This window comes from Ruegeria sp. H8 (assembly GCF_056532905.1).
Genome location: NZ_JBQFNY010000014.1, coordinates 1 through 26,403, shown reverse-complemented (window position 1 = coordinate 26,403; position 26,403 = coordinate 1). Strand labels below are relative to the sequence as shown.

At 56.7% G+C, this 26,403-nt stretch carries 39 protein-coding genes; 25 read left to right on the top strand and 14 right to left on the bottom strand.

What is annotated here, in order from left to right; genetic code table 11:
- Nucleotides 1-32: 32 nt before the first annotated feature.
- On the bottom strand, nt 33-434 hold the full coding sequence (locus tag ACR0A2_RS20735) for a DUF4864 domain-containing protein (protein ID WP_171642386.1): 402 nt from the start codon (nt 432-434) through the stop codon (nt 33-35).
- 50 nt (nt 435-484) lie between these two features.
- Nucleotides 485-2,059 (bottom strand): lysine--tRNA ligase, encoded by a 1,575-nt coding sequence (locus ACR0A2_RS20730; protein WP_480837047.1) that lies wholly within the window; start codon nt 2,057-2,059, stop codon nt 485-487.
- Between the two features lie 363 nt (nt 2,060-2,422).
- Here ACR0A2_RS20730 and ACR0A2_RS20725 point away from each other — a divergent pair, with 363 nt between their 5' ends.
- From ACR0A2_RS20725 to ACR0A2_RS20715, 3 genes are all read left to right on the top strand, one after another.
- A complete protein-coding gene (locus tag ACR0A2_RS20725; RefSeq protein ID WP_480837045.1) occupies nt 2,423-3,148 on the top strand; it encodes a class I SAM-dependent methyltransferase in 726 nt (241 codons plus the stop codon).
- Entirely contained in the window at nt 3,145-3,519 is a 375-nt protein-coding gene (locus tag ACR0A2_RS20720; protein ID WP_480837043.1) for an EamA family transporter, read from the top strand. The genes ACR0A2_RS20725 and ACR0A2_RS20720 overlap by 4 nt, the downstream gene beginning before the upstream one ends.
- An 88-nt stretch (nt 3,520-3,607) precedes the next feature.
- On the top strand, nt 3,608-4,030 hold the full coding sequence (locus ACR0A2_RS20715) for a tellurite resistance TerB family protein (RefSeq protein WP_171169321.1): 423 nt from the start codon (nt 3,608-3,610) through the stop codon (nt 4,028-4,030).
- 19 nt (nt 4,031-4,049) lie between these two features.
- Here the strand turns inward: ACR0A2_RS20715 and dacB are convergent, their stop codons facing one another.
- The 3 genes from dacB to ACR0A2_RS20700 all read right to left on the bottom strand — a co-directional run bounded on the left by dacB (nt 4,050) and on the right by ACR0A2_RS20700 (nt 6,718).
- Nucleotides 4,050-5,528, bottom strand: a complete 1,479-nt coding sequence (gene dacB, locus ACR0A2_RS20710) for a D-alanyl-D-alanine carboxypeptidase/D-alanyl-D-alanine endopeptidase (RefSeq protein WP_480837040.1) — start codon at nt 5,526-5,528, stop codon at nt 4,050-4,052.
- Between the two features lie 66 nt (nt 5,529-5,594).
- Nucleotides 5,595-6,215 carry a nicotinate-nucleotide adenylyltransferase gene (locus ACR0A2_RS20705; RefSeq protein ID WP_480837038.1) on the bottom strand — a complete coding sequence of 207 codons (621 nt, stop codon included), beginning with the start codon at nt 6,213-6,215 and terminating at the stop codon, nt 5,595-5,597.
- A gap of 32 nt (nt 6,216-6,247) precedes the next feature.
- Nucleotides 6,248-6,718 (bottom strand): MOSC domain-containing protein, encoded by a 471-nt coding sequence (locus tag ACR0A2_RS20700; protein WP_480837036.1) that lies wholly within the window; start codon nt 6,716-6,718, stop codon nt 6,248-6,250.
- Between the two features lie 136 nt (nt 6,719-6,854).
- On the opposite strand from ACR0A2_RS20700, the gene ettA reads away from it, so the two are divergent.
- Complete coding sequence (gene ettA, locus ACR0A2_RS20695; RefSeq protein WP_171666018.1) at nt 6,855-8,522, top strand: energy-dependent translational throttle protein EttA; 1,668 nt, start codon at nt 6,855-6,857, stop codon at nt 8,520-8,522.
- A 332-nt stretch (nt 8,523-8,854) separates the two neighbouring features.
- On the opposite strand, the gene ACR0A2_RS20690 is transcribed toward ettA, so the two are convergent.
- Nucleotides 8,855-9,319 (bottom strand): hypothetical protein, encoded by a 465-nt coding sequence (locus ACR0A2_RS20690; RefSeq protein WP_480837034.1) that lies wholly within the window; start codon nt 9,317-9,319, stop codon nt 8,855-8,857.
- A 965-nt stretch (nt 9,320-10,284) separates the two neighbouring features.
- On the opposite strand from ACR0A2_RS20690, the gene rplB reads away from it, so the two are divergent.
- The 7 genes from rplB to ACR0A2_RS20655 all read left to right on the top strand — a co-directional run bounded on the left by rplB (nt 10,285) and on the right by ACR0A2_RS20655 (nt 14,285).
- The gene (gene rplB, locus ACR0A2_RS20685) at nt 10,285-11,127 is read left to right on the top strand and encodes a 50S ribosomal protein L2 (RefSeq protein ID WP_170356688.1); all 843 of its coding nucleotides are present in this window, start codon (nt 10,285-10,287) and stop codon (nt 11,125-11,127) included.
- Nucleotides 11,128-11,130: 3 nt separating this feature from the next.
- Nucleotides 11,131-11,409, top strand: coding sequence for a 30S ribosomal protein S19 (gene rpsS / locus ACR0A2_RS20680; RefSeq protein ID WP_068348022.1), 279 nt, complete (start codon nt 11,131-11,133; stop codon nt 11,407-11,409).
- Between the two features lie 3 nt (nt 11,410-11,412).
- Complete coding sequence (gene rplV, locus ACR0A2_RS20675; protein ID WP_224859238.1) at nt 11,413-11,793, top strand: 50S ribosomal protein L22; 381 nt, start codon at nt 11,413-11,415, stop codon at nt 11,791-11,793.
- Entirely contained in the window at nt 11,793-12,500 is a 708-nt protein-coding gene (rpsC, locus tag ACR0A2_RS20670; protein WP_171229110.1) for a 30S ribosomal protein S3, read from the top strand. The genes rplV and rpsC overlap by 1 nt, the downstream gene beginning before the upstream one ends.
- Nucleotides 12,501-12,512: 12 nt before the next feature.
- Nucleotides 12,513-12,926, top strand: coding sequence for a 50S ribosomal protein L16 (gene rplP, locus ACR0A2_RS20665; protein WP_117872242.1), 414 nt, complete (start codon nt 12,513-12,515; stop codon nt 12,924-12,926).
- Nucleotides 12,927-13,161: 235 nt separating this feature from the next.
- Complete coding sequence (locus ACR0A2_RS20660; protein ID WP_480837031.1) at nt 13,162-13,782, top strand: 2OG-Fe(II) oxygenase family protein; 621 nt, start codon at nt 13,162-13,164, stop codon at nt 13,780-13,782.
- 116 nt (nt 13,783-13,898) lie between these two features.
- Nucleotides 13,899-14,285, top strand: a complete 387-nt coding sequence (locus ACR0A2_RS20655) for a hypothetical protein (protein ID WP_480837029.1) — start codon at nt 13,899-13,901, stop codon at nt 14,283-14,285.
- Nucleotides 14,286-14,366: 81 nt separating this feature from the next.
- On the opposite strand, the gene ACR0A2_RS20650 is transcribed toward ACR0A2_RS20655, so the two are convergent.
- The gene (locus ACR0A2_RS20650) at nt 14,367-14,738 is read right to left on the bottom strand and encodes a hypothetical protein (protein ID WP_480837027.1); all 372 of its coding nucleotides are present in this window, start codon (nt 14,736-14,738) and stop codon (nt 14,367-14,369) included.
- Nucleotides 14,739-15,067: 329 nt separating this feature from the next.
- Here ACR0A2_RS20650 and rpmC point away from each other — a divergent pair, with 329 nt between their 5' ends.
- The 13 genes from rpmC (at nt 15,068) to ACR0A2_RS20585 (ending at nt 20,375) form a co-directional block, all read left to right on the top strand.
- Nucleotides 15,068-15,274 (top strand): 50S ribosomal protein L29, encoded by a 207-nt coding sequence (gene rpmC / locus ACR0A2_RS20645; RefSeq protein ID WP_093965352.1) that lies wholly within the window; start codon nt 15,068-15,070, stop codon nt 15,272-15,274.
- 4 nt (nt 15,275-15,278) lie between these two features.
- Nucleotides 15,279-15,509: a 30S ribosomal protein S17 gene (gene rpsQ / locus ACR0A2_RS20640; protein WP_152459158.1), complete on the top strand. Its 231-nt coding sequence runs from the start codon at nt 15,279-15,281 to the stop codon at nt 15,507-15,509.
- Between the two features lie 75 nt (nt 15,510-15,584).
- On the top strand, nt 15,585-15,953 hold the full coding sequence (gene rplN / locus ACR0A2_RS20635) for a 50S ribosomal protein L14 (RefSeq protein WP_039523372.1): 369 nt from the start codon (nt 15,585-15,587) through the stop codon (nt 15,951-15,953).
- Nucleotides 15,954-15,955: 2 nt separating this feature from the next.
- Nucleotides 15,956-16,267 (top strand): 50S ribosomal protein L24, encoded by a 312-nt coding sequence (gene rplX, locus ACR0A2_RS20630; protein ID WP_152459159.1) that lies wholly within the window; start codon nt 15,956-15,958, stop codon nt 16,265-16,267.
- Nucleotides 16,260-16,820 carry a 50S ribosomal protein L5 gene (gene rplE / locus ACR0A2_RS20625; protein WP_152459160.1) on the top strand — a complete coding sequence of 187 codons (561 nt, stop codon included), beginning with the start codon at nt 16,260-16,262 and terminating at the stop codon, nt 16,818-16,820. Before rplX ends, rplE begins: the two co-directional genes overlap by 8 nt.
- A 19-nt stretch (nt 16,821-16,839) precedes the next feature.
- A complete protein-coding gene (rpsN, locus tag ACR0A2_RS20620) occupies nt 16,840-17,145 on the top strand; it encodes a 30S ribosomal protein S14 (RefSeq protein WP_010437098.1) in 306 nt (101 codons plus the stop codon).
- 13 nt (nt 17,146-17,158) lie between these two features.
- Complete coding sequence (rpsH, locus tag ACR0A2_RS20615) at nt 17,159-17,551, top strand: 30S ribosomal protein S8 (RefSeq protein WP_068340741.1); 393 nt, start codon at nt 17,159-17,161, stop codon at nt 17,549-17,551.
- An 11-nt stretch (nt 17,552-17,562) separates the two neighbouring features.
- A complete protein-coding gene (gene rplF / locus ACR0A2_RS20610; protein ID WP_480620851.1) occupies nt 17,563-18,096 on the top strand; it encodes a 50S ribosomal protein L6 in 534 nt (177 codons plus the stop codon).
- Nucleotides 18,097-18,107: 11 nt separating this feature from the next.
- Nucleotides 18,108-18,467 carry a 50S ribosomal protein L18 gene (gene rplR, locus ACR0A2_RS20605; protein WP_152459162.1) on the top strand — a complete coding sequence of 120 codons (360 nt, stop codon included), beginning with the start codon at nt 18,108-18,110 and terminating at the stop codon, nt 18,465-18,467.
- Between the two features lie 115 nt (nt 18,468-18,582).
- Nucleotides 18,583-19,152 (top strand): 30S ribosomal protein S5, encoded by a 570-nt coding sequence (gene rpsE / locus ACR0A2_RS20600; protein WP_155148691.1) that lies wholly within the window; start codon nt 18,583-18,585, stop codon nt 19,150-19,152.
- A gap of 12 nt (nt 19,153-19,164) precedes the next feature.
- Nucleotides 19,165-19,353 (top strand): 50S ribosomal protein L30, encoded by a 189-nt coding sequence (rpmD, locus tag ACR0A2_RS20595; protein WP_050605831.1) that lies wholly within the window; start codon nt 19,165-19,167, stop codon nt 19,351-19,353.
- A 116-nt stretch (nt 19,354-19,469) separates the two neighbouring features.
- Complete coding sequence (locus ACR0A2_RS20590) at nt 19,470-19,853, top strand: hypothetical protein (protein WP_480837023.1); 384 nt, start codon at nt 19,470-19,472, stop codon at nt 19,851-19,853.
- A gap of 360 nt (nt 19,854-20,213) precedes the next feature.
- On the top strand, nt 20,214-20,375 hold the full coding sequence (locus ACR0A2_RS20585; protein WP_224859333.1) for a DUF1127 domain-containing protein: 162 nt from the start codon (nt 20,214-20,216) through the stop codon (nt 20,373-20,375).
- A 209-nt stretch (nt 20,376-20,584) separates the two neighbouring features.
- Here the strand turns inward: ACR0A2_RS20585 and ACR0A2_RS20580 are convergent, their stop codons facing one another.
- On the bottom strand, nt 20,585-21,265 hold the full coding sequence (locus tag ACR0A2_RS20580) for a hypothetical protein (protein WP_480837021.1): 681 nt from the start codon (nt 21,263-21,265) through the stop codon (nt 20,585-20,587).
- Nucleotides 21,266-21,303: 38 nt separating this feature from the next.
- Nucleotides 21,304-21,801: a YceI family protein gene (locus tag ACR0A2_RS20575; protein WP_480837019.1), complete on the bottom strand. Its 498-nt coding sequence runs from the start codon at nt 21,799-21,801 to the stop codon at nt 21,304-21,306.
- Nucleotides 21,802-21,823: 22 nt separating this feature from the next.
- Here ACR0A2_RS20575 and ACR0A2_RS20570 point away from each other — a divergent pair, with 22 nt between their 5' ends.
- The gene (locus tag ACR0A2_RS20570) at nt 21,824-22,168 is read left to right on the top strand and encodes a MarR family winged helix-turn-helix transcriptional regulator (protein WP_480837017.1); all 345 of its coding nucleotides are present in this window, start codon (nt 21,824-21,826) and stop codon (nt 22,166-22,168) included.
- A gap of 91 nt (nt 22,169-22,259) precedes the next feature.
- Here the strand turns inward: ACR0A2_RS20570 and ACR0A2_RS20565 are convergent, their stop codons facing one another.
- From ACR0A2_RS20565 to ACR0A2_RS20545, 5 genes are all read right to left on the bottom strand, one after another.
- Nucleotides 22,260-22,556, bottom strand: a complete 297-nt coding sequence (locus ACR0A2_RS20565) for a 50S ribosomal protein L23 (RefSeq protein WP_068348029.1) — start codon at nt 22,554-22,556, stop codon at nt 22,260-22,262.
- Complete coding sequence (gene rplD, locus ACR0A2_RS20560) at nt 22,553-23,170, bottom strand: 50S ribosomal protein L4 (protein ID WP_155148664.1); 618 nt, start codon at nt 23,168-23,170, stop codon at nt 22,553-22,555. Before rplD ends, ACR0A2_RS20565 begins: the two co-directional genes overlap by 4 nt.
- A complete protein-coding gene (gene rplC, locus ACR0A2_RS20555; protein ID WP_152459170.1) occupies nt 23,167-23,892 on the bottom strand; it encodes a 50S ribosomal protein L3 in 726 nt (241 codons plus the stop codon). Before rplC ends, rplD begins: the two co-directional genes overlap by 4 nt.
- A 15-nt stretch (nt 23,893-23,907) precedes the next feature.
- Complete coding sequence (rpsJ, locus tag ACR0A2_RS20550; protein WP_008756422.1) at nt 23,908-24,222, bottom strand: 30S ribosomal protein S10; 315 nt, start codon at nt 24,220-24,222, stop codon at nt 23,908-23,910.
- Between the two features lie 175 nt (nt 24,223-24,397).
- The gene (locus tag ACR0A2_RS20545; RefSeq protein WP_171642360.1) at nt 24,398-26,239 is read right to left on the bottom strand and encodes an amidohydrolase; all 1,842 of its coding nucleotides are present in this window, start codon (nt 26,237-26,239) and stop codon (nt 24,398-24,400) included.
- Nucleotides 26,240-26,403: the final 164 nt, after the last annotated feature.

Below are 26,403 nucleotides of genomic sequence, written 5' to 3'. Positions count from 1 at the left end.
ACGGCTCATATCACCGTGACGGTGGTGTTGCCTCAGGCCGCAGGGTCAGCGTTGCCCAACAATTGGACGCCGTTGATTTTCCAACCGCCCTCCAGAGGGATCATCTGATAGTCCAGTATGTGCACACGCCCGTTTGCGTCGGTGATCATCACCTTTTGCCACAGGGCGCCTGCAATTTCACGCAACTCCAGAAAACGTATGTCGGACGGACGCCAGACCATCGGATACCCATTGCGTACCATTGCTCCGAAATTGTCGGGGTTCTGAAAAAGGCGCTGGATGCTGGGGCTGGCAAAGGTGAAGGCCGTGGCAAAATCATCCGCCTTGAAGGCTTGTATCTGCGCCGAAATGTTTGCTTCGATCTCTGCGTTTTGCGCAAATGCGCCCGACCCCAGCCCAACACTCAGGGATACAGCAAGCAAAAATCGACGCATGGGGCCACCTCCTGCAAAAAAAGAGTAGCCCCATACGGGATCAGGTCAAATCAGACCAGCTCTCCGGCCAGCGCCTTGTCGATCAGGGCAATTGTTTCAGGCACACCGTACAGCGCGATAAAGCCGCCAAAACGCGGGCCCTGCGATGCACCCAGAAGCACTTCGTACAACGCAGTGAACCAACCGCGCATGGGGTCGAACCGCTCACGCCCGATGGAATAGACCACAGATTGCAGCGCCTCGTCCTCGGTCGGGCCATCATAAGCCTCAAGCGCGGCTTTCAGCGCTTCCAGCGCCTCACGCTCCTGATCCGTGGGTGCGCGATGTTTGCGCGTTGGTTTGACGAAATCGTTGAAGTAGCGAACCGCAAAGCCCGCGGCCTGATCCAGATCGGGATGGCTTTCAGCCGTTGCTTCCGGCGAATAGCGGCGAATAAAGCCCCACAGCGTCTCCTTGTCTTCTGCGCCCGAAACCGACGCCAGGTTCAGCAACATCGCAAACGGTACGATCAGGGTCGATTCGGGAACGTCGCCACCGTGAATGTGCCAGACCGGATTGTTCAGCTGAGCTTTCAGGTCCTGCCCCGGATAGGCGCGCAACTGTTGATGATATTCGTCATAAGCCTTCGGGATCACGTCGAAGTGCATCCGCTTGGCTGTTTTGGGCTTTTGATACATGAAATACGCCAGGCTTTCGGTCGGCGCGTAGGTCAGCCATTCGTCGATCGACACGCCATTGCCGGACGATTTCGAGATCTTCTGGCCATTCTCATCCAGGAACAGCTCATAGGAAAAATGCTCGGGCGCACGACCGCCCAATGCACGGCAGATCGCGTCATAGATCTTTTCGTTGGTAGCATGTTCCTTGCCGTACATCTCGAAATCGACACCCAGCGCTGCCCAGCGCGCCCCGAAATCAGGCTTCCATTGCAATTTCACGTTGCCGCCAGTGACGGGCACGGTCCATTCCTTGCCGTCCTCGTCATCGAATGTGACGGTATAGGTCTCTGCACACACTTTCTTCATCGGCACATACAGAACCCGCCCGGTTTCCGGATGGATCGGCAGGAAAATCGAATAGGTCTGTTGGCGCTCTTCCCGAAGGCTTTTGAGCATGATGGCCATGACGTCGTCATAGCGCTCGACCGCGCGCTTCAGGATCTCGTCGAACTGGCCTGAACGATAGAAATCGCGTGCCGAATAGAACTCATAGTCGAATCCGAAAGTATCGAGGAACCGGCGCAACATCGCGTTGTTGTGCTCGCCGAAGCTGGGGTATTCGCCAAATGGATCGGGAACCGAAGTCAACGGGCGCTGCAAATGTTCTTCAAGCGCCTCCGGGTTGGGCACGTTGCTGGGCACTTTGCGCATCCCGTCCAGATCGTCCGAAAAACAGATCAGCTTGGTCGGTATGTCCGAAAGCGCCTCGAACGCGCGCTTGACCATCGTGGTCCGCGCGACCTCGCCGAATGTTCCGATATGCGGCAAGCCAGACGGGCCGTAACCGGTTTCGAACAGCACATACCCCTTTTCCGGAGCGCCCTTCTGATAGCGTTTGAGCAACCGGCGCGCCTCTTCAAAAGGCCAGGCCTTGGACGACATCGCGGTTTCACGCAGTTCAGACATTTCAATGTGCTCCATCGGGGAAAGTGTCGCGGTCACCCCATGCAACCGGACCGGCCCCTCCTATTGTGCCAGTGCAGCATGAGTCAATAAAGCAGTGGCGCAATTCGCGACACACTGCGCCAAAAAACAGTCGCCCTCGGGCAGGTAGGGAAACGTTCCTTGGCCCGCAAACACTCTGCCCGGGATATCTGCGCTGCATTTTCACCGGCCAGCCTTGCTCAGGCTACAATGGTGGGCCGATTGTTCCTCCGAAACAAAAAAGACACGGGCGCGGGCGCAAACTTGACCCGGTTGTTTCGCACGCTCACCGGGCAGTGTTAGACAAAGGCGACACGGGGGTTTCCCCGAACCAGAGGAAACGGGATGCGACGCGAAACCACCAACCGTATACGCTTTGTACTCGAAGATATCGTGCCGCCTATCCTGCGTGACAGCGCCGCGTTTCATTGGCTGGCATGCAGGGTTTGGGGCGACCATATCACGCGCCTTGCCGAATTCCGTGAACGCGCAACCTATCTGACGGATGACGAATACGAAAAGCTCTACCGCGATCATCCGCGCGTGCATCAGGGCACCGACAATTCCGAAGCCTGCATCAAGCGGATTGCCACGGATATCGTCGGGCAGAGCATCTGCGATATCGGCTGCGGCACCGGAGTTCTTTTGCAACGCATAAAGGCCGCCCGGCCCGACATCACGCAACTGACAGGGGTGGATTTCGTCGTCGATGATGCGGCTGCCATCGACAATATCGACTATGTTGCAGCTCGGATCGAAGAACTGCCGTTTGAAGACAACAGCTTTGACACCGTAATCTGCACCCACGTGATCGAGCATCTTCTGGAATACCGGCAAGCAATCTCTGAACTGCGTCGTGTCGCGCGAAAACGCGTCATTATCGTCGTCCCGCGTGAACGCGAAAGCAGGTACACCTTCAATCCGCATTTCAACTTTTTCCCCTACACCCACAGCTTTCTGCGCGCGGTGCATCCCAGCCCGGACATCCATGTCTGCGAAGATCTGGGGCGCGACATCTACTATTGCGAAGACCGCCCCGAGGAAAAACCGGAACCGGAGCACCAAGGATGACTCCACCCGCCCCAACGACACTGGTCTGGGCTGGTTTGCTGTGCACACCAGTTATGATCTCGGCCGGGCAAATCCTGTTCAAACTGGCAGGAAACCGGATTGATGGGCGCGAGGCCACCGGAATGGCGGGCCTCATCCAGACGCTGTTCGATCCTTTCCTTCTGACAGCCTTTGCCATCTATGGCTCGGCTACAGTGCTGTGGGTGTATGTCCTGCGGTATCTGACTCTGTCCCAGGCCTACCCTTTCATGGCCCTCAGTTTCGTTCTTGTGCCACTGGCCTCGCACGTCTTCTTCGGCGAAACACTTGGGCTACGCTACTGGCTGGGGGCTGCGCTTTTGGTTTCCGGAATGATGGTCATGAATACCTGATCGCGTGGGGTGGATGAAACAAGGTGTTGAACCTGACCCGCTGCGCTCATATCGTGCGTCCTCGAACGACCCCAATCAGGACCATCCCATGACCGAGCAAGTGCCCCACCCGATGTCCCCGCAAGATTGCCTTGTGGCGATCATGGTTGCAGTCTCGGCGTCTGACGAAAACATCCGAACCGCCGAGCTGGTCAAGATCGAAGTCGCCGTGAACATGCTGCCGGTCTTTGCCGGGTATGACATCGACCGGACCCGTCATGTATCCCAGATTGTTTTTGACCTGTTCGAACAGGAAGACGGTTTGGATGCGCTGTTTGGCCTGATCCGCGAAAACCTCCCCGAGCGTCTGAACGAAACGGCCTATGCGCTGGCTTGCGATGTCGCAGCCGCCGATGGTTCGCTGGCCGAAACGGAACTGCGCCTGCTGGAAGAAATCCGGTACGAACTGAATATCGACCGTCTGCATGCCGCCGCAATCGAACGCGGGGCACGCGCGCGCCACACGGTCTGATCTTGGCAATCTGCGAGTTTTAGCTTCCGTAGAGCGAACCCCAACGTTCCAGCAAGGCCCGTTGCAGTTTCCGCGACCTGCGGTTCCAGCTGCGTGCGCCTTCAGGCCGTTCGCGTTGTGCGCGAGGAATCTTGGCGCGATGGGCCACGTCCGCCGTAAAAATGGCAAAGGCCAGATCGACCCCGTCCGCCGTTGTCAGGAAACCGCCCAACCCAGATACGAAGTTCAATGTGCCTGTCTTGGCATCGACCTTGATCGGGTGGTTCTTGACCGGCCGCCCATTGCGATCCGTCAAGGCAAAAGGCTTCATCAATGGGCGCAATGCGCCCATTTTCCGGGCCGCGACAAGGGCCGCGACCAGATCCGCCGGCACCATACGCGAGGCATCGCCAAGACCGGAATGATCGACCATCGCGATCCCGTTCACGCCAAAGCTCTGAGACGCCCAACGGTTCATCTCGGCCGCCGACTCCGCCAGGTTGCGCGGGTCAACGCCCCGCGCTTTGGTTGCGGCCAGTCCGACCATCTCGGCCGTCAGGTTCGTCGAGTATTTCAGCATCCCGCGCAAAATACTGTTCAATGGATCGCTGCGATGCACCACAAGGTCGACGCCTTTTGGCGCCTCTCGTGTCACTTGCACCCGATTCAAAACGATTCCATTGGATCGGGCCAAAGTACGAAACACATCACCCGCGTACAATGCGGGTTTGCGCACAGGCAGCCAGCGCGCCCCGCCATTGCCCAACGCGCCCTTGGCCACGGTCCAGCGGTCCTGCCGCGCACTTGGCTGATAGGTATAGATAGGCAAGCTGCGGTTCTCGACCCGCATGGCTGCCACATCCACTGCCGGCACATATCGTGCGCTGCGTGCATCCATGGTCACATCGTAACCCTTACCGGCACGCTTCCACTCGAAATGGACCCGATTGAAATTCAACGATATCCCACTTACCGCCGGGCTGTACCCCACATGATCCGGCTGACCAGGATCAATGCTGAACACGAAGGGCAGCGCCCCGTCATAGACCTTGAAGGCTCCTCGAACCTCGGTGATTCCGGCCTCGCGCAGGTTGGCCGCCATCGTGGCCAGCGCATCCGTATCCAACAGCGGGTCACCCCCGCCTGCCAGTATCAGATCGCCATGCAAAATCCCGTTTTCAATTGGCCCATCTGCGATCAAACGGGTTTCGAACCGGTGGTCGGGCCCCAGAACGTCCAGCGCATAAAGCGCGGTCATCGCCTTGCCGACACTGGCCGGGGGCAAGCCCGCACCTTCACCAAAAACTTCCAGCGGCTTTCCGGTCGCCACATCCGCGACGGCGAAAACAACTTCGCCCGTCAACCCTGCGGCCGCAACCAAACGCTCGGCGCCACTCAACAGCGCCGCACGCGCGCGCGGCCTGAGCGAGACCAGCGGCGCCTGTGCCAGACCAGCTACCGGGATCAGAGACGCCCCCAATCCTCCCAGAAACACACGACGTGAAAAACGACCAGCCATAGTTGGAATAAAATCCCACAGATCAAATGCGCGCAACCACTCGCTGCGATTATGCGCCGGGCAAGGCTATTCCGGCAACACTTCCGCGCGCCATTCGCCGCGCGTCCGAATTTCCGTGGAACTGACATCAACCATCGGCACATTCACGAAACACCAGGCCGGAGCTTGCGCCCGCCCCAAAAGATGCCGCGCCTGCCCGTCGATCCTGTACTTGGCATAGACCCGCGCCGCCCTGGACATCCGGGCAGATATCCGGTCGCCGGGCCGTGCGACCACACCGACAGGGACACTGTCCATGATCCCTCGCCAATCTTTCCAGCGGTGAAATTGCGCCAGATTGTCCGCCCCCATCAGCCAGACAAATCGCACCTGTGGATAAAATCGCTGCAACGCTGTCAGAGTATCCGCAGTCGCGCGTGTACCTGTCAGCGCCTCGATGTCCGTCACCTCGACACGCGGATGCTGCATCACATTCCGCGCTGCCGCCATCCGCCTGTCCATGGGCGCGGGCCCGCGTTCCTTCAACGGATTGCCCGGCGATACCAGCCACCAAACCCGATCCAGCCCGAACGCCTTCATCGCCTCAAGCGTGACGTGCACATGGCCCTGATGCGGTGGATCAAACGACCCGCCGAACAGACCGACGACCTGTCCAGGTCGCGCATAGGGTATGCCGTACCGCTCCATACTCTGCTGATGTTCAGAACTGCGAGGCGTTGTCAATCAACAGGTTGCACCACATCACCCAGCTGAACCCTCCCGGGTCGCACGACTTCGGCGCACCATCCTCCGTGCCCGCGCACGGAGGAATAGCCCCCCTTGCCCAGCGCTTCTTCCATCCGGCTGCACGGCGCACAAATCACGGTGAGGCGCAAAACAGCCTCGCCCACCTGCACCTCGCGCCCTTTGAGCGCCGTCAGATTGATCCCCGAAACCACCAGGTTGCGCCGCAGGATTTCAGGCGCAACCGGCCCCTGCCCCAGGCACGACCCAATCGCCGCCAGATGCTCCTGCTGGATCAAAGTCACCGCTCGCTTGCCAACGCGGGCACGGTCACTGATCAGACCGGTCTCAGTAATCACGGATTCCTCGAGTGACATCATCTCGGCCCGGCGCTCTGGTCGCGCTCCGATCCAAGTCACGCAACCGGGCTGCGCCCAACCCGCAATCAATTCGGCCAGTTCCGACATAACACCCCCATTTACAACGCACCCACACTATGCCGCCCGACCCAAAGACGAAATTCACAATACCACCAGCTTGCCCCGCCCGTCCCGCTCGGATATCCAGCGTTTCAACCAAATTTTCCGACCCAGAGGACGCGACATGGCCGCCTATCAATATGTCTACCACATGCAGGGTGTCTCCAAGACCTATCCCGGTGGCAAGAAGTGCTTTGAAAACATCCACCTCAGCTTTCTGCCCGGCGTGAAAATCGGTGTCGTCGGCGTCAACGGCGCCGGTAAATCGACGCTGATGAAGATCATGGCCGGACTCGACACCGACTTCACCGGCGAGGCATGGGCCGCCGAGGGCGCCAAGGTCGGCTATCTGCCGCAGGAACCGCAACTGGATGAATCCCTGACCGTTCGCGAAAACGTCATGCTGGGCGTGGCCGGGAAAAAGGCCAAGGTCGACCGGTTCAACGAGATCGCGATGGAGATCGCCGAGAACTATTCGGACGAGCTGATGGAGGAAATGACCACCCTTCAGGACGCGATCGACGCGGAAAACCTGTGGGATCTGGACAGCCAGATCGATGTCTCGATGGAGGCGCTGCGCTGCCCGCCGGACGACGCCGACATCGCCAATCTTTCGGGCGGTGAAAAACGCCGCGTGGCGCTGTGCAAGCTGCTGCTGGAAGCGCCCGACATGCTGCTCCTGGACGAACCGACCAACCACCTGGACGCGGAAACCATCGCCTGGCTGCAACAGCACCTGATCGACTACAAAGGCACCATCCTGATCGTCACCCACGACCGTTATTTCCTGGATGACATCACCGGCTGGATTCTCGAATTGGACCGCGGTCGTGGCATTCCTTATGAAGGCAACTATTCCTCGTGGTTGGAGCAGAAAGCCAAGCGGCTTGAGCAAGAGGCCCGCGAAGACAAATCCAAGCAGAAGACGCTTCAGCGCGAACTGGAATGGATGCGTCAGGGTCAAAAGGCGCGTCAGGCCAAATCCAAAGCCCGGATCAACGCCTATAACGAGTTGGCGGAACAGTCCGAACGCGAAAAGCTGACCCGCGCCCAGATCGTCATCCCCAACGGCCCGCGCCTTGGCAGCAAGGTGATCGAGGTCAGCGGGCTGGCCAAGCACATGGGCGACAAGCAACTGATCGAAAATCTCTCGTTCAGCCTGCCGCCCGGTGGCATCGTCGGCGTGATCGGACCCAACGGCGCCGGTAAATCGACCCTGTTCAAAATGCTCACCGGCCATGAAAAGCCCGACGCCGGCACCATCGAATACGGCGACACGGTGCAGCTGTCCTATGTCGATCAGTCGCGCGACGACCTCAACGACAACGACACCGTGTGGGAGGCGATCACCGGCGGCGCCGAGATCATTCAACTGGGCGACGCGCAGGTCAATTCCCGCGCTTATTGCTCGTCCTTCAACTTCAAGGGCGGCGACCAGCAGAAAAAGGTTTCACTGCTGTCAGGGGGTGAGCGTAACCGCGTCCATATGGCCCGCCTGCTGAAAGAGGGCGGCAACGTCCTGCTGCTGGACGAACCGACCAACGACCTGGACGTCGAAACCCTGCGTGCGCTGGAAGACGCGCTAGTCGATTTCGCCGGCTGCGCCGTGGTGATCTCGCACGATCGTTTCTTCCTCGACCGGATCTGTACGCATATTCTGGCCTTTGAAGGTGATGCCCATGTGGAATGGTTCGAGGGCAACTTCGAGGACTACGAAGAGGACAAAAAGCGGCGGTTGGGGCCGGATGCGCTGGAGCCCAAGCGGTTGAAGCATAAGAAGTTTGCGCGGTAGGTGCTATACTGCATGTTCTGATATGCTTATTCTAACCTCATCTGCACGATCAATATTGAAGAACTCGATAGGAGTGATGTGTGGTAGGGAAGGTACTCTACGTATGCTGCCGTCCGAAGAAACTTCAATGTACTTTGTCTTACGAATGTCTGAGCCTTTATGATCAACAATTCTCGCCCTAACTAGAGCAGTTCGAACCTGGCCGTCCCTAGACTTAACCGTGGGAAAGACTTTAACGCAATTTTCTGGGAAGTATTCGAGCACATAACTAACAATAATGTTCTCGAGTACTTCTTCATCTTCAACACGCGACATTTTTTTCTCCGTACTAGTTAGTCAAACTCGGCTGCAACCCAATCCAAAAACCATTGAGGTAAAAACTCATCTCCGAAAGCAAACGACAAAAAGACTAAAACCACAATCAGAAAACTGGCTAACATACTAGCGAAAACTCCCTGCCAAAAATTCCCTCGTCGAGTGCCGATTGACGAATTCGTCTGAGCTACAGTTTCCTTAAGCGACTCCAAGTCTTTTTCAAGCCTCGAAAGCTCCGATGTGTTGCGTTCTATTTGTTTGGTGTTCGCTTCGATCTTTTCATTGTTGTGACGAATTTCTCCCGAGTGGGTTTGAAAGGAATTAGCAATTCGTTCTTGGATGCTTTGCAAGATTGGCCTAATCGCTTCTAACTTAGCATCCAGTAGATCCGGCCTTATGTTCTGAGCGCTGCTTTCACTAACAGCTTTCGAAAGCGCCTCAATCTGAGTTTTTAATTCCTCCAACGCTTCCGTATAGCTCATGAAATCCACCCACCAAAACGCAGCTTAAGTTGTCTTTATCAATATCTAATTCTGTTACATTGACTGCTCTGTCAATATCAACACAAAATGCTTGATTGATTACCAAGCCATCTGAATCTCGAATAACTTTGAACCTTTGTTCGATTTCATTGCACACTGCTCTACCCCTCTCTAACTGCTATTTGTGCCTGTATGGCCTCATACCACAAAATATGGAAAGTTGCACTATTAGTGGCGGGAAACAAAGAACTCACCTCAGGCAAGGGTAGGATCGGTGCTCGCATCCATCATTCCTCAATTCTCCGAAATCCAACCGTCTCAAATGAAGGGTGAAATCACCCATCCTACGGATTCATAAACTTCGCTTCAGTAAAGCCGCCGCACCAATCCGGATCAACCCGACCCGCAAGAGTAGAGTATCGTGATGGTTTGGCGATTGCGGCCACTCGGTAGAGTGCTTCCCCAGCCCGCTCATGAATGCGGCCGCCAAGCAGCAGCGGCTCAACACAAAACACATTGGACTGATTGCAGGGGCAGCGCCTTTCCAGATCGGTTTCCGCGAAACCTTCTGGCCCGGCACCAATAAGCCCGGCCTCCGGCATTCCGATCGGGGCTCACTGCACCAAAGTTCACAGGAAACGATTTCAATCTTTTCTGTCAGGTCCTGTTCCCGGTCTGTGAGTTCCAGCAACAGTTCGAACATTTCTGGGTTTAGCATCCGGGCCGTAAACCACACCGCGTTTGGCCAGGGTGTCGTTTTCACGGCCACAGAATTAGTTTTACACTATCTCTTGTCACCCGGCCCCAACACTGCTAAACGCACCCAATCTTGCGGCCTCGGATTCGTTCCGGGGCCTTAGATATTTTGAACCGGGGACCTTCGGGGCCCTATACCCTTGGCACCTACGGGGGCCTCTCACATAGCGGGGAACCCCCTCGCACTTGCTAAACGGAAGACAGAAAGCATGGCACTCAAGTCGTACAAGCCGACGACGCCGGGCCAGCGCGGGCTGGTGCTGATCGACCGTTCGGAGCTTTGGAAAGGACGTCCGGTCAAGTCTCTCACTGAGGGTTTGACCAAATCGGGCGGCCGGAACAACACCGGACGGATCACTTCACGCCGCCGCGGCGGTGGCGCAAAGCGTCTCTACCGGATCGTTGACTTCAAACGGAACAAATTTGATGTCGCGGCAACCGTCGAGCGGATCGAATACGACCCGAACCGGACCGCATTCATCGCACTGGTAAAATACGAAGACGGCGAGCAGGCCTATATCCTGGCTCCGCAGCGTCTGGCTGTTGGTGACAAGGTCATCGCGTCGGCAAAAGCTGACATCAAGCCGGGCAACGCGATGCCGTTCTCGGGCATGCCGATCGGTACCATCGTCCACAACATCGAGATGAAGCCTGGCAAAGGCGGTCAGATCGCACGTGCGGCCGGTACTTACGCTCAGTTCGTTGGTCGCGATGGCGGCTACGCTCAGATCCGTCTGAGCTCGGGCGAGCTGCGCATGGTCCGTCAGGAATGCATGGCCACCGTTGGTGCCGTGTCCAACCCCGACAACTCGAACCAGAACCTCGGTAAAGCCGGTCGTATGCGCCACAAAGGCGTTCGTCCGTCGGTTCGTGGTGTTGCAATGAACCCGATCGATCACCCGCACGGTGGTGGTGAAGGTCGTACCTCGGGTGGCCGTACACCGGTTACACCGTGGGGTAAGGACACCAAGGGTAAGCGTACCCGCAACAAGAACAAAGCGTCCCAGAAGCTGATCATCCGCTCGCGGCACGCCAAGAAGAAGGGACGTTAATCTATGTCTCGCTCTGTTTGGAAGGGTCCTTTCGTCGATGCTTATGTGCTGAAAAAAGCCGAAGCAGCGCGCGAGTCGGGCCGCAACGAAGTCATCAAGATCTGGTCGCGTCGTTCCACCATTCTGCCCCAGTTCGTGGGTCTGACCTTTGGTGTGTACAATGGCCAGAAGCATATCCCGGTAAACGTCACGGAAGACATGATCGGTCAGAAGTTCGGTGAATACTCGCCGACCCGGACCTATTATGGTCACGCCGCAGACAAAAAAGCGAAGCGGAAGTAAGTCATGGGCAAGGCAAAGAACCCCCGCCGCGTGGCTGAAAACGAAGCAATGGCGAAAACCCGCATGCTTCGCACCAGCCCGCAGAAACTGAACCTGGTTGCGCAAATGATCCGCGGCAAGAAAGTCGAGAAGGCTCTGACCGACCTGACTTTCTCGAACAAGCGTGTCGCGCAGGACGTCAAAAAGTGCCTGCAATCCGCAATCGCGAATGCCGAAAACAACCACAACCTGGACGTCGACGAACTGATCGTCGCCGAAGCCTGGGTTGGCAAGAACCTGGTCATGAAACGCGGTCGTCCGCGTGCCCGTGGCCGTTTCGGCAAGATCATGAAGCCGTTCTCGGAGATCACCATCAAGGTGCGTCAAGTTGAGGAGCAAGCCTAATGGGACATAAAGTCAATCCGATCGGCATGCGCCTGCAGGTCAACCGCACCTGGGACAGCCGCTGGTACGCTGACACCAAGGATTACGGTGATCTTCTGCTGGAAGACATCAAGATCCGTGAGTTCATCCAGAAAGAGTGCAAGCAGGCCGGTGTTGCACGTGTGATCATCGAACGTCCGCACAAGAAGTGCCGCGTCACGATCCACACCGCACGTCCGGGTGTCATCATCGGCAAGAAAGGTGCAGACATCGAAGTTCTGCGCAAGAAGCTGGCCCAGATGACCGACAGCGAACTGCACCTGAACATCGTCGAAGTGCGCAAGCCCGAGCTTGACGCGCAGCTGGTTGCCGAGTCGATCGCTCAGCAGCTGGAACGTCGTGTTTCGTTCCGTCGCGCAATGAAGCGATCGGTTCAGAACGCCATGCGCATGGGCGCCCTGGGTATCCGGGTGAACGTCGCTGGCCGTCTGGGCGGCGCCGAAATCGCACGGACCGAATGGTACCGCGAAGGCCGCGTGCCTCTGCACACCCTGCGTGCCGACATCGATTACGCACATGCCGAAGCGATGACCCCCTACGGGATCATCGGGATCAAGGTCTGGATCTTCAAAGGTGAGATCATGGAGCACGATCCGCAGGCACGTGACCGTAAAGCACAGGAACTCCAGGATGGTCCGGCACCTCGCGGTGCAGGCGGCCGTCGCTAAGGAGGATTTGAGATGCTTCAACCAAAGCGTACGAAATTCCGCAAGATGCACAAAGGCCGGATCAAGGGCGAAGCCAAGGGCGGCTCTGATCTGAACTTTGGCACCTACGGTCTGAAAGCCTTGCAGCCCGAGCGCGTCACCGCACGTCAGATCGAAGCTGCACGTCGTGCCATGACCCGTCACATGAAACGTCAGGGTCGTGTCTGGATCCGTATCTTCCCCGACACTCCGGTCACGGCAAAGCCGATCGAAGTTCGTATGGGTAAAGGTAAGGGTTCGGTGGACCGCTGGGTTTGCAAGGTCAAGCCCGGTCGCGTGATGTTCGAGATCGACGGCGTCAATGACGACATCGCCCGCGAGGCCCTGCGCCTGGCCGCGATGAAGCTGCCGATCAAGACCCGCGTCGTGGTTCGCGAAGACTGGTAAGCGATTGGGGCCTAGGCCCCGTTCGTGACAAAATTTACCCCCGTCGGGAAACCGACGGGGGTTATCATTTGGGGGCGCTGCCCCCGCCGCGGCAAGCCGCGACTCCCCCGGGATATTTAGCGCCAGATGAAGCAGGGGATCCGGATTTCATCTGGCAAAAAATATCCTGGAGCGCGAGGCAGAGCCTCGCAAATGAGCCATCGCAATCGCGATGAAGCTGGGTTAAGAGGGCGCTATGGCACAGATTGAATCACTCTTCGTAACCCGTCTTTATCGCGCAGCCCTGTCCGAGTTCGGTCCCGCGATCGATGCGGAAGAGTTGGAAAACTCCTGCCTTGTCATCGCCGAGGATGACGAGGCCGGGCAGGAGTGGTGTGAGGAAAACGGCTATCCCGGCTACACCAGCTATGCCTCGCTGACCGATCTGCCCTGGCGGTTCCCGATCTTCGCCGATCTGGTCACTGCACTGGACCAGCATGTCGCAGCCTTTGCCAAGGATCTGGAGTTTGATCTGGGAGAGGGCGAGCTGAAACTGGAAGACCTGTGGATCAACATTCTGCCCGAGGGTGGCATGCACTCCAGCCACCTGCACCCGCACAGTGTGATCTCAGGCACGACGTATGTAGCGATGCCCGAAGGGGCGAGCGCGCTGAAACTGGAGGACCCCCGTTCAGGCCGCATGATGGCCGCGCCAACGCGCCTGAAAGGCGGGCGGCGGGATTTGCAGCCGTTCATCTATATGAAACCGCAGGTGGGCGACGTGCTGCTCTGGGAAAGCTGGCTGCGCCATGAGGTGCCCATGAACATGGCCGAGGACGAACGGATCTCGGTTAGCTTCAACTATAAGTGGGAGTGAGCCCCGGTCCGCACAGCGGCAATCGCCCGAGTGGAGCGATTGGGGGGGCGAACAGCCAAAGCACATCCGAATGAAAGCGCATCATATACACTGTTTATTGGATAATCGTCGCGGTATTGACTGGCTTTTTTGATGAAATTGAACCACTCGTTCTGGAAGAGAACGAACAACCCGTCTACGTGGTTCGGGCGCGATTATTGCCTTCTTTGGCAGATGCAATACTGATTGCGTTTTTCGCGCCGACACTCATGATGTTCCCGTGGGTAGTGATACATTTTCTGTTCCGAAGTACCGTGTACGTAATTACTACCCAACGCGTGGTTGTGTTGGATTCCGAAGGCGTAGTCAGTGACTTGAAGCTGGCAGGTATCCAAGGTTTCCGCGGGTCAAGAACGGCTCTTTTCCTCAGCGGCGAGCACGGAACGTTGTGGCTGCCCCGCGTGCCGGATGCTTGGTACTTCGAGGAAATCATTCACCGAACCATGGCGAGACTTGGCTATTGAGCCGAGCGTGCGCTGAAGAAAGGAAATCGGGACAAAATGCAGTACCGGTTTCGCTTCATCTGGGTCTGAGTCACAGACCTGTTACTTTGCGCTGACCCGCGCACGGAACTTAGGGAATCCAATGCAATTTCCATTCACAGACCCGGATTTATAGGCGCCATTTTTGAATTTGAGATCAAATTTCATCACACTTCCCGATGAGCAACTGCCTTGTTTGGAAATTATGGCGTCGAATTGAAGCCGATCGTCCGTGACCTTTCTGACTTTAATGCCTTCCGGTGTGATCCCATGAGCGGCAAGCACCTGCGGTGTGTCGTTGGTGATCGCAATATCCATCTGCCAAGGGCGGCTGGAATTGATGGTCAGGGTCCACTTCCCGTCGGGGGCGGCTATTGTAGTGGACGCACACATCAGGGCCGCGAATGTGAATGTAGCCAATTTAGAATTTTGCATGAAACACCTCACTTTTCAATGGTCGCAATAATCACAGACCGATGTTAAGTCGGCAAACCTGCTGAGGGAAACACTAAATTTTCACCTTAGGTCGCGGCAATGTTCTGCGGTTCATTCCAGCGACCGGTATGGCCCGATGCTGATTCAATTCACGCATTGAAATCGGCAGAGAAACTTTCCCTTGCCCCCCACTCCCTAAACCCTTATACGGCGGCATCCTGCGTTTCGCCCGGCGTTGTCGGGCGATTCGCATGTCTATCATTCATCCACCAGGTCCAAGGTGACCCGTGTACGGGGCCTTCTGGTGTTTTGAGCAAAGGAAAAAGGCGATGAACGCCCAAGAACTGCGTGAAAAGACCCCGGACCAGCTCCGCGAGGAACTGGCCAACCTGAAGAAAGAAAGCTTTAATCTGCGCTTTCAACAGGCAACCGGTCAGCTGGAAAACACTGCCGGCATCAAAGCGGCCCGCCGCAATGCTGCCCGCGTCAAAACCATTCTGAACGAAAAGGCCGCTGCTGCGGCATCGGAGGAGTAATCCCATGCCCAAGCGTATCCTGTCCGGAGTAGTAACCAGCGACGCCAACGAGCAGACCGTGACTGTTTCGGTTGAACGCCGTTTCAAGCACCCGCTGCTGCACAAAACCGTTCGTAAGTCCAAGAAATACCGGGCTCATGACGAAAAGAACGCCTTCAAGGTCGGCGACACTGTACGCATCATCGAATGCGCGCCGAAATCGAAGACGAAACGTTGGGAGGTTCTGGAGGCGTAAGCCCCCAGACCTTTCCATTTGTCGAAACCCTGGGGGAATTAACAAGACCAGCCCCCACAGGTCGGGAGAAACCACATGATCCAGATGCAGACCAATCTGGATGTCGCTGACAACTCCGGCGCTCGCCGAGTTCAGTGCATCAAGGTCCTGGGTGGTTCCAAGCGTAAATACGCCTCCGTCGGCGACATCATTGTCGTCTCGGTGAAGGAAGCCATCCCGCGCGGTCGCGTGAAGAAAGGTGACGTCCGCAAGGCCGTCGTCGTACGCACCGCCAAGGAAGTCCGTCGCGAAGACGGCACCGCGATCCGTTTCGATCGCAACGCCGCCGTCATCCTGAACAATAACAACGAGCCGATCGGTACCCGTATCTTTGGCCCCGTTGTTCGCGAACTGCGCGGCAAGAACTTCATGAAAATCATCTCGCTGGCTCCGGAGGTGCTGTAATCATGGCTGCTAAACTCCGCAAAGGCGACAAGGTCGTCGTGCTGGCCGGCAAGGACAAGGGCAAAGAGGGCACCATTTCCTCGGTTGACCCCAAAGCCGGAAAAGCTGTTGTTGATGGCATCAACATCGCCATCCGTCACACCCGCCAGTCGCAGAACTCGCAAGGTGGTCGTCTGCCTCAGGCAAACCCGATCGACCTGTCGAACCTGGCACTGCTGGACAAGAACGGCAAAGCGACCCGCGTTGGCTTCCGCATGGAAGGTGACAAGAAGGTCCGCTTCGCCAAGACCACAGGGGACGTGATCGATGCTTGATAACGCAACCTACACCCCGCGTCTGAAAACTCAGTACGTTGAAACCATCCGTGCCGCTCTGAAAGAAGAGTTCGGTTACAAGAACGACATGCAGCTGCCCAAGCTGGAGAAGATCGTTCTGAACATCGGTTGTGGTGCCGAGGCCGTCAAAGACTCGAAGAAAGCGAAAGCTGCGGTCGAGGATCTGACTGCGATTGCCGGTCAAAAGGCCGTTGCAACCAAGGCAAAGAAGTCGATCGCGGGCTTCCGCGTCCGTGAAGACATGCCGCTGGGCGCGAAAGTGACCCTACGTGGTGACCGGATGTACGAATTCCTGGATCGTCTGATCACCATCGCGCTGCCGCGCGTGCGTGACTTCCGCGGTGTAAAGCCTTCTTTCGATGGTCAGGGCAACTTTGCCATGGGCATGAAAGAGCACATCGTTTTCCCGGAAATCGATTTCGACAAGGTCGACGAGGTCTGGGGCATGGATATCGTAATTGCCACCACAGCGAAAACCGACGCTGAAGCAAAGGCACTGTTGAAAGCGTTCAACATGCCGTTTAACGCATAAGCGCCGGGAGGATTGAGACATGGCTAAAAAAGCAATGATCGAACGCGAAAAGAAGCGCGAACGCCTGGTGGCCAAATATGCCGCAAAGCGTGCCGAGCTGAAAGAAATCGCGAATGACGAGAGCAAGCCGATGGAAGAGCGCTTCAAGGCGCGTCTGAAACTGGCGAAGCTGCCGCGCAACAGCTCGGCCACTCGTCTGCACAACCGCTGTCAGCTGACAGGTCGTCCCCACGCTTACTACCGTAAGCTGAAGGTCAGCCGTATTGCGCTGCGCGAGCTGGGTTCTGCTGGTCAGATCCCCGGCATGGTGAAATCGAGCTGGTAAGGGAGACATAGATATGAATGATCCTATCGGCGATATGCTCACCCGTATCCGCAACGCGCAAATGCGCGGCAAGTCCACCGTTTCCACCCCGGCTTCCAAGCTGCGCGGTTGGGTTCTGGACGTGCTGGCGGACGAAGGCTACATCCGTGGCTATGAAAAGACGACCGGTGAAAACGGTCATCCGGCCATCGAAATCAGCCTGAAATACTACGAAGGCACCCCTGTCATTCGCGAACTGAAGCGGGTCTCGAAGCCCGGCCGTCGCGTATACATGGGCGTCAATGATATCCCGCAGGTCCGTCAGGGTCTGGGTGTGTCGATTGTCAGCACTCCGAAAGGTGTGATGTCGGACGCAAACGCTCGCTCCAACAATGTTGGCGGCGAAGTGCTCTGCACCGTCTTCTAAGGAGGTCTGCAATGTCTCGTATTGGTAAAAAACCGGTCGAGCTGCCCAGCGGCGTTACCGCCACTGTGTCGGGTCAGACCATCGAAGTGAAAGGTCCGAAAGGCACCCGCAGCTTTACCGCCACCGACGACGTAACGCTGTCGGTTGAAGACAACGTGGTCAAGATCGACCCCCGCGGCATGTCCAAACGTGCTCGTCAGCAGTGGGGCATGAGCCGCACCATGGTTGCCAACCTGGTAACCGGTGTGACGACCGGCTTCAAAAAAGAGCTGGAGATCCAGGGTGTTGGTTACCGGGCTCAGATGCAGGGCAACACCCTGAGGCTGAACCTGGGCTACAGCCACGATGTTGATTTCACTGCTCCGGAAGGTGTCACCATCACCGCCCCGAAGCAGACCGAGATCGTTGTGGAAGGTATCGACCAGCAGCTGGTGGGCGAAACCGCGGCGAAAATCCGCGAGTGGCGCCGCCCCGAGCCTTACAAAGGCAAAGGCATCCGCTACAAGGGCGAGTTCATCTTCCGCAAGGAAGGCAAGAAGAAGTAAGGACGAACACAATGGCAAACAGCAAAAGAACCCTGTTTCTGAAGCGCCGCCTGCGCGTTCGGAACAAACTTCGCAAGGTCAACGCGGGTCGTCCGCGTCTGTCCGTACACCGTTCGAACAAGAACATCTCTGTTCAGTTGATCGACGACGTACGTGGCGTGACCTTGGCCTCGGCCTCGACCCTGGAAAAGGATCTGGGCGTTGTTGGCAAAAACAACATCGATGCGGCGACCAAAGTCGGCGCGGCCATTGCAGAGCGTGCCAAGAAGGCAGGCGTCGAAGAGGCCTATTTCGATCGTGGTGGCTTCCTGTTCCACGGCAAGGTGAAGGCTCTGGCCGACGCTGCGCGTGAAGGTGGTCTGAAGATCTAAGACCTGCGGGCGGGTTTCGATCCGCCCCGATGATCCGGGGGCCTCGGCAACAGTCGGGGCTCACTTGGATTGAAGAAACGGCGCCGTATGCGCCACATGAGAAAAGGGATGCCAAATGGCAGAACGTGAAAACCGTCGGGGCCGTGGCCGCGACCGTGAGGAAGCACCGGAATTTGCAGATCGTCTGGTTGCGATCAACCGCGTGTCGAAAACCGTAAAAGGTGGTAAGCGCTTTGGCTTCGCCGCTCTGGTGGTTGTTGGCGATCAGAAAGGCCGCGTGGGCTTTGGCAAGGGTAAAGCGAAAGAAGTACCCGAGGCCATCCGCAAGGCGACCGAACAAGCCAAGCGTCAGATGATCCGCGTGCAACTGCGCGAAGGTCGGACCCTGCACCACGACATCGAGGGCCGTCACGGCGCCGGTAAAGTGGTTATGCGCACCGCACCTGAAGGTACCGGTATCATCGCCGGTGGTCCGATGCGTGCCGTGTTCGAAATGCTGGGCGTCAAGGACGTTGTGTCCAAGTCGCTGGGCTCGCAGAACCCGTACAACATGATCCGCGCCACCATCAACGGCCTGCAAAAGGAGCAGAGCCCGCGTTCGGTTGCCGCACGTCGTGGCAAAAAGGTTGCCGACATCCTGCCCAAGCGGGACGAAGCACCGGCTGCTGCTGAAGCAGAAGCATAAGGAGAGCGACCCATGGCAAAAACCATCGTCGTCAAGCAGATCGGTTCCCCGATCCGCCGCCCCGCCGAACAGCGCGCAACCCTGATCGGCCTGGGCCTGAACAAGATGCACAAAACCCGTGAGCTGGAAGATACTCCTTCGGTCCGCGGCATGATCCGCAAGATCCCGCATCTGGTAGAGATCGTCGAAGAGCGCGGCTAAGCGCTAAATCTTCGCAGAGTGTGAAACGCCCCTGATTTTTTCAGGGGCGTTTTTTCTTGCGTTTAACTGCGCCTGACGTATCGTTTTGATCCATTTTGATTAAAGAGTGAGAAAAGATGAAACTGTTCCTATCCGCGCTTTGCGCGACGGCCATTGGTGTCTCAGCGCACGCAGCCTGCCCTAACAAGGCTCCAAAACTTTCGAAAAGCTATTTCTCAGACGGCGACCAGAAAGTGAATGCAGCCTGGCTCCAAAACAACCTTGCGGGACGCAAAGTCGTTTACACTGGCAAAGACACAGAAACATATTTTTCCGACGGAACCTATTCCTACAAAAGGGATGGCCAAACATGGAAAGCAAGCTCATACAAATTCTATGACAACGGGATGCGTTGCATTGGATATCAAAATCCCCGGTTTGATCTTTACGTCGTGAACAACGGCAAACTGATTCTGGTTAATGAACAAAAAGAGCGATACGAGGGGAAGATTAGGAAATAGTCGGTTTTTAGGCCATTTCGTACAGCTTTATCGCAAGGCGTTAGCACTGCCACACGGCTTGCGTTCAATAGGAGAAGCGCCCTTACGGCAGTTTCTGAGTGCTTCTGACGCAAGTACATAATATTCCGAATGTCTTGCGCGATCCGTATTGCGTTGGGATCAACCTTTGTCATACCGAAAACGCATAGCGGCTAGACCGAAACCTGCATTGTTAGCGATAACTATTAATCCTATCTCAGCCTTGTCCAAACAAGGAACACACAAGGAAACGTCAGGGAATTCGCCCTGATTTGAGAAAGGAACACAGAAATGACAACCGCAACACTGACAAATACCGGCTTCAACTTCGGCACCCGGATCATGGACATGATCGAACGGATCAAAACCGCACGCAAACGGGCCGCTGAATATCAGCGCACATACCGCGAACTGCAAAGCCTGACCAACCGCGAACTGGATGACATCGGCATCCGCCGCTGCGACATCGCAGATATTGCGCACAAACATGTTTACTGCTCTTGATCGCGGAAATTCCGCAGTAATGCACAAAGGCGCCAAACGGCGCCTTTTTTGTTTCACGCACTGGCTCACAGAACGACCAGTAGACGCGTAACAGCAGGACACTCTGAAGATCACAATGCCGCTGTACGGCGCTAAAATCCGGCTCTATGGCGCTTTCCAACCGCGGGCTTTCGCAATATGCGCTTCTGCGACCCTGGCCTTCTGACACCCTACCCCAAAGACCGCCTGCGGCAGAGTGGTTCAGACTCCACTGCAATCCGCTGTTTGAGCTTGATATGACCGAGAACCTCTCGAAACGCACGGTGCTTGGGTTTGCCTTCCAGATAATCCGCCAGCTTTAGCAGATTGATTGGGTGCTTCTCAACAAGCGCTTCGATCCGCTGCACGGCGTCGTCCAACACATAATGATCGATGAACTGGCAAGCCACCTGTGTCGGGGTCAGCAGGCAATAATCCTGGGCGCGCTTGTCTGTGTAGCGCGTAATGTCAAAGGGCGATGCGCCCAGGGCGTGGAACTTTGGCATATGTACACGCATGTCGGCTTTCACGTGCTCCAGCACCGTACCGGAAATCTGCCGAAACCCCAGCGGACCAAGCTTGGTGACAACATGCTTACGCATCGCCGGAGAGATCATGTCCACATCCGCCCGATCGTATTTCAGATCATCGAATACCGACAAGAGCCCCAGCTTTTCATCTGCTATCTGGAAATACGGCTCACCGTCAAAGGCGCGCATCTTCTCTAGCACCTGCTCACGTTCAGCCCTTGGATCAGAGACGAAAGCGACCTCGTCAGTTTGAACCGCCGAGGTCGCGAAACTACCCAGCAAGCGTCGCAGCAGTGTGTGCTGCTTTTTTCCATGCTGCGGTGTGTTCTTCGAGTCAGCCATACCATTCAATGTAGCGCCAGCGGGCTGACTTACCATTCTTACCCGTCAGCCTTCATCTCGGTGTCGATGAGGATGGTGATCGGCCCGGTCGAGAATGGTCCGACGCCAAACTCCGTGTGGTCAATCTCGGTTTCTGCCGAGAACGCCAGCCAGTCGCCTTGATAGTATTCAATGGCACCGCCCAGCGGATGGGGGCCTTGGTGAGTCAACGTGGCCTTCAGGGTCACGGGTTTGGTTACTCCATGAATGGTCAGGTTGCCGGTCACATCCGCCGTGGTGTCGCCCGTCCGTTCAATTCCCGTACTGACGAAAGTGAATTCCGGATAGGTTTTGACCTCGAGAAAATCCGCCGACTTAAGGTGATCGTCCAAAGGCCCAAACCCCGAGGACAGGCTGTTTGCGTCGATCGTCACGTTCTGTGTCGATGCCTCGACATCATCCGCGTTCAGATCCAGCACACCTTCGACTTTGGTGAATTCGCCATGCTGGGTGGACACCCCTGCATGGCTCCAGCTGAACCGGACGACACGGCTCATCCAGTTTGAAATCAGTGCCGCCTTGAAAGACGCTGGCCTGCCACCTTTGAAATGGTACGATATCCTTTGGTCCCTCGAGCGGCACGGCGGCCAACTGCGCCCCTACGAGCTGGCTCAGGACACCATATTCGAGCAATCGAACCTGTCCCATTTGAGCAGGCGCCTGGTTGCAGAAGGACTGATCACATTTGTGTCCTTTGACGGTGACCGGCGGGGTAAAGTCCTGAAGATCACCGACAAGGGGAAAAAGCTGCGAAAACGTATGTGGGAAATCTACGGCCCCTTGCTGCACGAAAAGATGCGCGCCTTTGGCAAGTCGGATGGCTGGCAGGCCTTCATCGAAACCGCGCGCAAGCAAGCTGAATAGGAAGCCGCTAAGGGCGCAGAGTACACAGTCTGTGCCAAAAAAAAAACCCCCGCTCGCGCGGGGGTTCTGATTTTCTAAACGACGGGTCCGATCAGAGACCGGTGGTCACGTCGATGGTGTTACCCTCTTCCAGGGTCACATAGGCCTTCTTGACGTCTTTCCGCTTGCCCAACTGGCCGCGGAACCGCTTGACCTTGCCTTTGGTCACGGTGGTGTTCACCGCTTTGACCTTCACACCAAACAGAGCCTCAACGGCCTCTTTGATCTGCGGCTTGTTGCTGTCGATCGCCACTTCGAAGACAACCGCGCCGTTTTCGGACGCCATGGTCGACTTTTCGGTGATGATCGGCTTGCGGATCACGTCGTAGTGTTCTGCCTTCGCGCTCATTTCAGTCGAGCCTCCAGTGCTTCGACAGCCGCTTTGGTGAGCACCAGGGTGTCACGCTTGAGGATGTCATAAACGTTTGCACCCATCGACGGCAGGATATCCAGACCTTCGATGTTGCGCGACGCCTTCAGGAAACCTTCGTTCACGGTCGCACCGTCGATGACCAGAGCGCGTTTCCAGCCCAGGTTTGCAACCTGTTTGGCCAGAGCGGCGGTCTTGCCTTCGGCTTCGGCGTTCTCGATCACAACCAGTTCACCTGCTTTGGCTTTGGCCGACAGAGCGTGGCGCAGGCCAAGCTTGCGGAACTTCTTCGGCAGGTCGTGGCCGTGCGAACGAGGGGTCGGGCCCTTGTAGATGCCACCCTTGCGGAAGATCGGCGCGTTGCGGTCACCATGGCGTGCGCCACCGGTGCCCTTCTGGCGATAGATCTTCTTGGTCGAGTAGCTGGTTTCCGAGCGGGTCTTGACCTTGTGGGTGCCGGCCTGCGCGTTGTTGCGCTGCCAACGGACCACACGGTGCAGGATGTCCGCACGCGGCTCGAGACCGAACAGATCGGCGTTCAGCTCGATGTCGCCGGCTTTGCCGCCGTCCAGTTTGATTACATCAAGTTTCATGCTTCACCACCTTCCGCGGGAGCTTCTTCCGCAGGTGCATCAGATGCAGCCGATTTCACAGCAGCCGGGAAAGGCAGGCCTTCCGGTGCTTTCTTCTTCACGGCGTCCTTGACGGTGACCCAGCCCGATTTCGGTCCGGGAACGGCGCCTTTGATGAAGACCAGACCACGCTCGGCGTCGGTTTTGACGACTTCCAGGTTCTGGGTCGTTACACGGGCAGCACCCATGTGACCGGCCATCTTCTTGCCTTTGAACACCTTGCCCGGGTCCTGACACTGACCGGTCGAACCGTGCGAACGGTGGCTGATCGAAACACCGTGCGAGGCGCGCAGACCACCGAAGTTGTGGCGCTTCATCGCACCGGCAAAGCCTTTACCGATCGAGGTGCCCGAAACGTCAACCTTCTGACCTTCCAGGAAGTGTTCTGCCGAAATCTCGGCACCCACTTCGATCAGGCCATCTTCGGAGACGCGGAACTCGGCCAGCTTACGCTTGGGCTCGACCTTGGCAGCGGCATAGTGACCGCGCATGGCTTTCGAGGTGCGTTTTGCCTTGGCAGCACCGGCGCCCAGCTGAACGGCAGTGTAGCCATCTTTGTCAGCGGTCCGCTGTGCAACGACCTGCAGGTTGTCCAGGTGAAGAACGGTCACAGGGATCTGCTTGCCGTCTTCCATGAACAGGCGGGTCATGCCAACTTTTTTTGCGATAATACCAGAGCGCATTCTCATACCCTCCGATTACGACTGCAACTTGATCTCGACGTCCACACCAGCAGCGAGGTCGAGCTTCATCAGCGCGTCAACGGTCTGGGGGGTCGGATCAACGATGTCGAGAAGACGCTTGTGCGTGCGGATCTCGAACTGGTCGCGGGATTTCTTGTCAACGTGAGGGCCACGGAGAACCGTGAACTTCTCGATCTTGTTCGGCAGCGGGATCGGTCCGCGCACGTTCGCGCCGGTCCGCTTGGCAGTGTTGACGATCTCTTGCGTGCTGGCATCCAGAACGCGATAGTCAAATGCCTTCAGCCGAATACGGATGTTTTGGCTTTGCATATTAACAGCCTTTTATTCAGGCGTTGGAGTTGAGAGGAGGACAGACGCGCATCGCCAACCCTCATCGAACCCAAAAGGCGGGAATCACCCCGCCTTGATGTTCTTATTGAGAACCCGCGCGTACTATAGCGACCTGAGCGTTTTTGCAAGAGGCAAATGCCAGAATGAAAACCTTCTATTCACCTCCAGAAACGCCATTGGTTAACCATGGACTTTCGACCTTCATTCCTTGGTAAACCGCGTGCATAAAAAGATGCGCAATAACTGGGTCACTGGAAAATGGAGAAAAACGCATCTTTCCCTCTCTGACACCTTCTTCAGCTTCGTAAACAACCTCATCACCTTTGACGGTTACAAGCACTTTGAGCTCGGCTAGGGTCTCTGGATCGACCGTCGTAGGATCGTCAGACAAGATCACAAAGTCTGCAACTTTTCCGACTTCAATCGACCCCTTCTCGTTTTCCTCAAAATGCTGCCACGCAGGCCAAATAGTCATGGCCTTAAGTGCAGTCATGACGTCCACCCTTTGATGCGGCCCCAATATGTCGCCCGAACGGGTGCGGCGAGTGACCGTCGCGGCAAGAACCCGCATACTGTCGGGAAACGCGACCGGGGCATCGTGATGTGTGCCGAACATCATGTCCCTTTCTCGCAGCCATCCCGTGGGTGAGATGTTGTCGGCATTGACCGGTCCCACAGTATGATCCCGGTGCCAATCGCCCCAATAGAACGTGTGCATCGGGAAAAGCGACGGGAACACGCCAAGCCGTTTGAAACTGGCAACCTGATCCTCCCTCAGAAACTGGCCGTGTATCAGAACGGGGCGGTTGCCTGGGTCGCCATACTTGATCTGCGCTTCTTCAAGGGCCGCAATCAGCATATCGGATGCTCCTTCGCCGTTGGAATGCACAAGGATCTGGAAGCCGTTCTCATAACACCAGTTCACCGCGTCCTGAAGCTGCTCCATCGTTATGGCGGCATATCCGGCATACCCGGCGGCATAATTTCCAACCGGATTGTAATAGGGTCGATCCCGCAAGGCTGTGAAACCCTGCGGTGAACCGTCGATTGTCAGCTTGCAACCCCCAACCCGGACCCGGTTCTCGTAGTCTGCTGATGTGTTTTCTCCGATGAACTCCCGAGCTTCCAAAACGTCTGGAAACGCGACCACATCGATGGGCAGCCCTTCTTCGGCTGCAACTTTCCTGAGAACCTCGACAATCTCACCGGACGATCGGCCTTCTTGTCCGGTTGTATATCCAAACTTAGCCCAAAGCTCTGTTCCGGCCTTCGCGAATGCCGCCAAGCCTTTCTCACCCAGATTTCCAAGCATGGGAACAAGAACCGAAAAGAACGCGTATTCTTCCAGAACGCCGTTAGGCTCACCAGCTTCATCGCGCTGAATCACACCGCCCGGAGGTGCTTCTGAGGTGGCGGTGATACCTGCCAACTCCAGAGCTTTTGAATTTGCGACCCCCAAATGCCCGGATTGATGAATGATGATGACCGGCAAGTCTTGGGACACCATATCCAGTTCTTGCCGTGTCGGGTGACGCAGCTCTTTCAGCTGCGCGTTGTCGTAACCAAAGCCAACGATCATTTTCACCTGCTCAACGGCTTCCGCATTCTCAGCGGCCCAGTTGGACAGTGTTGATTGCAGGCTTGCGATATCAACGACATCTCCATCCGGCGGCGCGAGAAGGTTGGCTGACAGTGCCTGCAAACCTCCCATGACAACATGCCCGTGGCTGTCCACAAAGCCCGGCAGCATCGCGCGTCCGTTCAGATCGAAGGTTTCCGTTCCATCACCTTGATACGCAGATAGGTCAGACAGCGATCCGACGGCCAGAATACGCCCGTCTTTGACTGCAACCGCTTCGGCAGATGGGCCTTCGTCATTCATTGTGACAATTGGACCGCCAAGATAAATGCGATCCGCGATTTGTTGGGACGATGCCGAGGTTGCTGAAAACGCGATTGCTGCGACAAGACAGAGTGAACGTGCCGATACGTGCATCTTATGACCTCTTTCGAATTGCAATGTTTCAATACGGAAAAGGGTAGCATCTCGGTGTGCGTTTCCGAAATTGAAAAAGGGCGCCCCGCGGGGCGCCCTTTCCGTCTGATCAGTCGCTTGCGCGAATTACTCGATGATCTTCGACACAACGCCGGCGCCGACGG